Origin of the sequence: Chamaesiphon sp. VAR_48_metabat_135_sub, from assembly GCF_031418915.1 — a bacterium.
Taxonomy (GTDB): domain Bacteria; phylum Cyanobacteriota; class Cyanobacteriia; order Cyanobacteriales; family Chamaesiphonaceae; genus Chamaesiphon.
In genome coordinates, this window is the sequence record NZ_JANOJV010000194.1 from 1 (window position 1) to 7976 (window position 7976).

Annotated in this window: 6 protein-coding genes and 1 pseudogene; 4 read left to right on the top strand and 3 right to left on the bottom strand. The window is 41.1% G+C overall.

Annotated elements, in window-relative coordinates; all coding sequences use genetic code 11:
* Window positions 1–412 (bottom strand): annotated as a pseudogene (locus RMO55_RS13985) (alpha-mannosidase); the annotation flags it as partial.
* Between the two features lie 246 nt (window positions 413–658).
* On the opposite strand from RMO55_RS13985, the gene RMO55_RS13990 reads away from it, so the two are divergent.
* The 3 genes from RMO55_RS13990 (at window position 659) to RMO55_RS14000 (ending at window position 5683) form a co-directional block, all read left to right on the top strand.
* Entirely contained in the window at window positions 659–1990 is a 1332-nt protein-coding gene (locus tag RMO55_RS13990; protein WP_310427430.1) for a hypothetical protein, read from the top strand.
* A gap of 105 nt (window positions 1991–2095) precedes the next feature.
* On the top strand, window positions 2096–3943 hold the full coding sequence (locus RMO55_RS13995) for a protein kinase domain-containing protein (RefSeq protein WP_310427432.1): 1848 nt from the start codon (window positions 2096–2098) through the stop codon (window positions 3941–3943).
* 201 nt (window positions 3944–4144) lie between these two features.
* Entirely contained in the window at window positions 4145–5683 is a 1539-nt protein-coding gene (locus tag RMO55_RS14000) for a serine/threonine-protein kinase (protein ID WP_310427433.1), read from the top strand.
* A gap of 69 nt (window positions 5684–5752) precedes the next feature.
* Here the strand turns inward: RMO55_RS14000 and pdxH are convergent, their stop codons facing one another.
* Both pdxH and RMO55_RS14010 read right to left on the bottom strand, forming a co-directional pair.
* Window positions 5753–6391 (bottom strand): pyridoxamine 5'-phosphate oxidase, encoded by a 639-nt coding sequence (gene pdxH, locus RMO55_RS14005; RefSeq protein WP_310427434.1) that lies wholly within the window; start codon window positions 6389–6391, stop codon window positions 5753–5755.
* Between the two features lie 105 nt (window positions 6392–6496).
* Window positions 6497–7360, bottom strand: a complete 864-nt coding sequence (locus tag RMO55_RS14010) for a polyphosphate kinase 2 family protein (protein ID WP_310427436.1) — start codon at window positions 7358–7360, stop codon at window positions 6497–6499.
* Window positions 7361–7523: 163 nt separating this feature from the next.
* Between RMO55_RS14010 and RMO55_RS14015 the strand changes: the two genes are divergently transcribed.
* The coding region (locus RMO55_RS14015) for an NAD-dependent epimerase/dehydratase family protein (protein WP_310427438.1) at window positions 7524–7976 on the top strand (453 nt) is incomplete at its 3' end.

Sequence of the window (7976 nt, forward strand, 5' to 3'; positions counted from 1 at the left end):
GCAATCGCACGTCTACAGATGTTCCAGGTACCGCAGCAGACATCAGCAAAACTCGCGGACTATGGTCGAATAAATCCCCCTCCTGCACCAACTCACCATCGACAAATACCTGCGCCACCTCCGCCCACCAAGTAAAAGCCAAACGACAAGACAAACTAGTCACAGGATAATCCTGTAAATTAGCAGGAATGACTAATTGCTGCGCTAACCAAATCTCCTGTTGCCCTCGCTCCCAGGCAATTTGACCTTTCTCATTTAAACTCACCCGATTCCATTGACTCGTGTCTGTATCTACATTGCTACTCCCCAGACACATCTGCCAATCAGTTAAAATATCGATCTGACTCAAACACCGCAACCTCTCAATCGCAATCAGGATAGAAGATACAAAACTTTGCTCGGAATCGTTCATAATTTCGCTAGAATCTTAGGATATTAAAAATAAGTCGTAATATAGTTACGAATCGAATTGATTAGCGGCGATCGATCTTACCTATGCAAACGCTGAAAATAATATAACAGCATAAGTATTTACACGATTAGAATTATCAAACCCTAGATACTGGGCAGTGCCAACCCTACAGCACTAAAGTACTTCGCCCAGTAATAGTAGGGCAACGCTTTCAACTTTCAACTTTCAACTTTCCACTAAATCCCCATGTCTGGAACTTACCAAAGCCGAGTCTTCACCTTTATTAACAAGCGAACCAATCGGTTTAAAGATACCTGTGCTAAAGGTTTGCGACATATCAAGGTAGCAGTAGTTTGGAGCGGTCAAATTTTACTCTATCCCCTCCATTTACTCGCACAAACAACCAAGATCTTCCAACCTCAACTCGCGGCACCGCCCTTACAAAGATCCCTTCCTCAGCCAGTTTCCGATATTAACATCGAACAGGCTCTAGATTTAGTCGCTGGGGCTGGATATCCGATTAAAATTGCCATGCGCGACTCGTTGACAGTTGACGACCGATCTATTATCGACGAAAATCTGTGGAATACAACTCATCTCGACACTGAGATCGAGGATTGGGAACTTACCCATAGCTCTCGCAGCTCTCATCAACTTACTCGTCCAAAACCAATTATTCGCGGACTTAGTTCGTTATTAATCGATCGACAATTAGTTTTGGTCAGTAACGAAAATGAGATTCTGAATCTGCTCACGCTCTCGCAACAGCAGGAGATTCGCCGCCGGATTGGTTGCGATTTAGCCGCTATTTGGGATCGATGGGATACACATAAATTATCACACAATCGTTCGCGCCAACAACTCTCCGCAAATCGACAATTATTACTCGATCGAGCAGATACAACTTCGCCGCAAGTAAACGATCGTAATTTATCATCCTCAAATTTATTCGAGCGATGGAACAATTGGCTGCAAAAAATCGCTCCCAAATCGACATCGGAAAATAGCTCGATCTCGCCAATATCGATCGATCGAATCGAACGAAAAGTTGCGCCTCAAATTGTCCCTGTCAACTACTTATCTACACCACAACCACCAAAGATAGATCAATTTTGGGAACTCCCACAACTCCCTCCCATCGTCGAAAATCTTTCACCTAGCCAGGAGCATCCAGTTCGAGACAAAATTGTCAAGCTCCAGCCAGATTGGCTCAAACAATGGTTGAATTACTATCGAGACTATCTATATATCCCCGCCGATGTCAACAGTCAAATCGTCCATCAGCCAGCAGAATTTCAATTAATTCCGATCGAACCAAGAACGGTAAAAGTCAAATCGAAACAAATCCATAAGCAACAATCTCTAACTGAAGAAAATGCTGGTAAAATGTCTGTAAAATCAGTGCTAGATTTAGAGAGCAGTCAAGATTGGATTGAAGCAGATTCAGAAATAATTGGCTATAGTACATCGCCGATCGCTAAATTTCTGGCATGGCTCGATCGACTAATACTTAAAATCGAAAATTGGTCGATCGAAATCTGGAACACGATCGTAAATAAGCTTGCTAAAAATCGATAAAAATGATGTGATTTCTCATTATTTATTCTTTTCTCCAGAGCGACATTGATTCGATCGTTCTAGCTGGGTACTCTAAGTCTATTGAGTAATTGAGCCAAGAGTGTAGTGAAATCATCCATCACCCATCCCAGCCAGGTTATCGCTCGCAGCGACACAGCCGAGGCTTTATGTTATGAAATCCTTGGTGTTTTAGGCGAAGGGGGTAGCGGATTTACCTATCGCGCTCTCGATCCCAAAACGCAACAACTCGTCGCGCTCAAAGCTTTATCGCTACATCAGATTAATGACTGGAAAGCGATCGAATTATTCGAGCGAGAAGCTCAAGTATTGAGTACTCTCAATTGTGATGGTATTCCTAAATATATCGACTATTTTACAACAGATCTAGATGGCGATCTCTATTTTTATATCGTCCAAGAACTAGCACCAGGGAAAACCCTATTAGAATGGATTCGTGCTGGTTGGCGGGCGACTGAAGCTGAAGTTAAAACCATTACCATCCAAATTCTCGAAATATTAGTCTATCTCCACCGCCATCATCCCCCCATCGTCCATCGCGATCTCAAACCGAGTAACATTCTCAGAACTGAGGATGGCAAAATATCACTGGTAGATTTTGGTGCGGTACAACAAACTTATCACGATACCTTCCTGCGGGGCAGTACAGTCGTCGGTACTTACGGTTATATGGCTCCCGAACAATTTCGCGGACAAGCCGTACCTGTGACAGATCTATATGGGTTGGGTGCGACTATTTTACATCTACTCACTCATCGATCGCCAGCCGAAATTCCTCAAGATGGTTTGCGATTAAATTTTCGCGACAGATTGCAAGTATCGAGTAGTTTTGCTGACTGGTTGGAGCGGATGTTGGAGCCAGATGTGGCTAATAGATTTAGTTCGTCCACGAAGGCATTGGAAGTACTCAAAAATCCACCTAAATCGAAGTTTAAACCGACATTTAGTAAGTTCGATCGCACTGTAATTAGTGCGATCGGCTGCGTAGCACTTCTACTTATTTTTGGAATGTTAGATCGTTCTAAATACTACTGGTTAGGCATGGCAGGTTTTATATCTAACGAACCATTTAAAGTGATGTCCACAAAACCTAGTACCGCACAAATTCAAGCATATCTGGATCGCGGATTTGATGTTAATACTAAAGATGCAAATAATCATGCTCTCATCTATCATGCGATAAGTAACGATCTGCCGGAAATAGTGGCAATGTTAATCGAACGGGGTGCAGATACTAGCACCTCAGCCAATCTAATTCACCAACAAGAAGAAGAACTAAATAATATTCGACATCGGAAGAAAGTTACACGCTCGGCAAAAAATTTTGCTAACTCCAAATTTATAGAGACAGACATAAAAAATTTTGAAATAGAAGAGCAAAAACTGAGTAAAACTTATATTAACGGCATTGCATACTATGCAGTTAGACAAAATAAAATTGCCATTTTGGAGCTACTACTCAAGCGAGACATAAATCTCGATCGGACTTATCCAGACCATAACAAATTATCATTTTTACACTTAGCAAGTCTTCATCAAGATGGTGAAATAGTCAAGCTTTTACTCGATCGAGGTATCGATCCTAATGTTAAAGATAGCTTGGGCTGTACTCCATTACATACCGCGATTGTTCGCAATTTAATGCCATACAGACTCCCCTTATCTAGCTATGTCAATAACTTAGATCTGGCTGGCAATAATTCGATCTCCAAACAAGCAATTATTTACTTAGTTCGTGCTGGTGCAAAATCGGATACTCAGTGTAATCTTTCAGGACATAATGATTCTGAATTTGGTGGTTTGAATACAATTTCTAAACTAATTAATTCAAAAATAAATAATAGAAGTATTCGTGATTATACTTCGCCAGCTCAGTTGCTAGTCATATTTGATCTGACAGATATAAACCTCGATTCATTCGGAAGATCGAAGTAAATTCTAGTTTGTCAATTACAATTTGCAATTAGAAAATGCCAGTATTTTCCAGACACACTCAACTTTAAAATTATTTTAGAGAAATAAATCACCAATTAACAAGAGTCTAACACCTCTACCTAAAGGCAGACTATTTTCGCGACAGAATTGAATCCCTGTCCCAAAATTAATTTATTACTTATTACTTATTACTTAATCAAGATGGAACAGATCGGAGAAAATCTTAAAGATCGCTACGAAATCATCGATATATTAGGACAGGGTGGGATTGCAACTACTTATGCGGCTAAAGATTTAGAAACTGATGCAATCGTGGCAATTAAAGTTATGTTATTGCGTCGCGCTCAAGATTGGAAAGCAATCGAATTATTTGAGCGTGAAGCAAAGATACTAGCCCAATTAAACCATCCTGCAATTCCTAAATATCTAGATTACTTTCAGATCGATACCGATCGAGATCGCGAATTTTACATCGTCCAATCTTTAGCACCAGGAACACCATTATCGGTACTAATCGATCGAGGTTGGCAACCAGATGTAAAAGAAGTAGAACAGATTGCCGCTCAAATATTAGAAATACTCGCATATCTTCATCATCTTACTCCCCCAGTTATCCACCGCGATATTAAGCCCCAAAATTTAATTAAAAGTCTGGACGGAAAAATTTATCTCGTCGATTTTGGGGCAGTACAAGATACCTATCATCAAACCGTAACTGGTGGCAGTACAGTCGTAGGGACGTACGGCTATATGGCTCCCGAACAGTTTCGCGGACAGGCATTTTTGAGCACCGATTTATATGGATTAGCGACAACACTATTATTTTTATTGATACGGGAAGATCCGAGTAAATTACCCCACAAACAACTAAAGATTAACTTTAAATCGACAGTCAAATTACCACGTAAATTTGCCGATTGGCTCGATCGAATGCTCGAACCGATAGTCGAACAGCGATTCACCACTGCTGTTGAAGCTCTCGCAGTACTCCAAGGTTTGCAGGAACTCCCACCACCTGTAGCAAACAATCGTCCGCGTAAACCAAATGATAGCCCAATTCGGCTAATTGCTGATGAAACTCAATTAAATATTGATATTCCCCCAGTCAAATTTCGGACTACGGGCAGTCAGCAATTGGGTTTACTAGCGATATTAATGAATTTTATCATTGCGGTCTCAATTTACTTTATTACTACGCTATCTTTTTCGATCGAACTGTCCAGGTTGTGCTTATTTATCATGATTGGATTTGCATATATTGCTGCGGCATTCTGGATATTTGCATATGCCATCTACGGTAATTTTTCACGAGTGAAACTAGAAATATCTGGTAATCGCTTTCAACTCAAACATTGGTTGTTCGGAAATCTAGTTTATAATGCCACGGCTAATATTGAAAATATTAGTATCTATACAACTAGAAAAACCCTTTCGATCTTACCGTTCGATCGACAACGAGTCCGAATTAAGCTAATTGGTAAACCAAGTATATTTTTACCACTAATAAACTGCTTAATGCAGCAAATTTATCGATTTGGTATCTTTTTACCCCTAATCAAATTGATTCAAGATTATACTCGCAGTAATATTCTCAAAATTAATCTAGCCGATCGTCAATATGCTTTAGCACTACTATTAACAACCGCCGAACATCAGTGGTTGGCTAGCGAATCGAGCATATTTCTCGATCGAGCTTTGCGTCGTCAACAGATCTATCGAGCAGCATTAAAAGATGTTTAGAATTAATAATTTATAATTGATAATTACCTCTGTCGATTGAGAAAAAAATTGGATATTTTACCCTTGGAATTAAGGAGCAAGCCTATCGATCTGCCACTTTCCAGCCACTAATTGATAGCGTAATCGATCGTGTAACCGACTGGGACGACCTTGCCAAAATTCGATTTCCTGGGGGATAACCCTTACGCCACCCCAGTGAGGTGGCTTGGGAATAACGGCATCTTGGTATTCGGTTTCGAGTTGTTGCAATCTTTGTTCTAGTACAGATCGATCGTCGATAATCGTACTCTGCTCGGAAGCCCAAGCACCTAGTTGACTACTCGCTGGACGGCTGTGAAAATAGCCTGTGGCTTCTGCTTCTGAGACAAATTCTACTTTGCCCTCAATCCGCACTTGACGTTCTAAATCGCCCCACAGGAAGACTAGCGCGGCATAAGGACAGTTTTGGAGTTCGACACCTTTTTGACTATTGTAATTGGTATAGAATACAAACCCTCGATCGTCAAAATCTTTGAGCAACACAATTCGCGCCGAAGGTTTACCATCCGCCGTTACCGTCGCCACTGTCATCGCATTGGGTTCTAATATATCCGCCGCGACAGCTTGCTCGAACCACCGTTTAAACTGCTGATAAGGGTTTGCAACGACATCTGATTCTAGTAATCCAGCTTGGGTATAGTTTCGGCGTAAGTCAGAGATTTTAGTCATGGGGGTGTTGGGGTGTTGGGGTGTGGGGACTGGCAGAAGTATCGGGCATATTTCCTTTACCCTTTACCTACTATTGACTATCCACTATTCACCATCCACTATTGACTAATCTTCCTGTTCCAGAATTTTTTTAGCGGCTAGTAGCTGGTCTTTTTGGGCGGTAGTAATTTGAGGATAGGCGAGATTTAGCTGCTGGAGACGACTACAGATAATATCAGCTACAGCGAGGCGAGTAAACCACTTGCGATCGGCAGGAATGATATACCAGGGAGCGGCTTCTGTACTAGTATGGTTAAAGACATCTGTATAGGCAGCCTGATAATCATTCCAGTAAGCACGTTCGTTGAGATCGCCAGCACTAAATTTCCACTGTTTTTCAGGAGCATTAATCCGTTCTAAAAACCGTTTTTTTTGCTCGGCTTTGGAGACATGTAGAAAAAACTTGATAATTACAGTACCATTGTTAGTCAAATACCGTTCAAAGTCATTGATTTCTTGAAATCTTTGATGCCAAATATGCTGGAGATCTACCTGTGGTAAACTTTGCACTTTGAGTAGTTCGGGATGAACGCGGACAATTAATGTTTCCTCATAGTACGATCGATTAAAGATCCCAATCCGTCCCCGTTCGGGCAAACATTTGTGAATGCGCCATAAGTAATCATGGTCTAATTCTTCTACGGAAGGAGCCTGAAAACTAAACACTTGACAGCCTTGAGGATTTACGCCAGACATCACATGTTTAATCGTACTATCTTTTCCCGCTGCATCCATTGCCTGGAAAATAATTAAGACGGCAAATTTATTCTGGGCATAAAGAATATTTTGATATTCTGCCAATTGGCTAATACCCACAGCTAATTTAATTTGGGCGGACTCTTTATTCTCAAACTGTCCCGTAGCAGCAGGATCGTAATCCTTGAGATCGATCTTTTTCCCTGGTGGAACGATTGTATTTGGATCGGGCATTGCTTGTCTCCTGATGGCAATTTAGGGGTGAACTATCCAATATTCACTAAATTTAACTAGTTCTTAACTTTATTTTTTGAAGATAGCGGTTTACTGTTTGCCCTTGTCCTGATACATTGAGCGAATACTGGCTAATAAAATTAATAACTTATTCTCGTATTTTATGAAAGTCCTGGTGATTGGCGGTGATGGTTATTGTGGCTGGGCAACTGCGCTGTATCTGTCCAACCGAGGGTATGATGTTGGGATATTGGATAGTTTAGTCAGACGACATTGGGATTTAGAACTAGGCGTAGAAACACTTACACCGATATCTAGCATCCACCAACGGATTAAACGCTGGCAAGAATTGACAGGGAAAGAGATCGAATTATTTATCGGTGACATCAATAATTATGATTTTCTTCAGAAATCTTTACAAAAATTCCAACCAGCAGCTGTAGTCCATTTTGGCGAGCAGCGTTCGGCACCATTTTCGATGATCGACAGGGAGCACGCGGTACTCACCCAGGTAAATAATGTGGTGGGTAATCTCAACCTGCTGTATGCTTTGCGGGATGATTTCCCCGATTGTCATCTGGTAAAATTGGGGACGATGGGTGAATATGGTACGCCG

Coding starts and splice junctions, on each gene's coding strand:
- pdxH (WP_310427434.1), bottom strand. CDS start 6,391: ATGACTAAAATCTCTGACTTACGCCGAAACTATACCCAAGCTGGATTA.
- RMO55_RS13990 (WP_310427430.1), top strand. CDS start 659: ATGTCTGGAACTTACCAAAGCCGAGTCTTCACCTTTATTAACAAGCGA.
- RMO55_RS14010 (WP_310427436.1), bottom strand. CDS start 7,360: ATGCCCGATCCAAATACAATCGTTCCACCAGGGAAAAAGATCGATCTC.
- RMO55_RS14000 (WP_310427433.1), top strand. CDS start 4,145: ATGGAACAGATCGGAGAAAATCTTAAAGATCGCTACGAAATCATCGAT.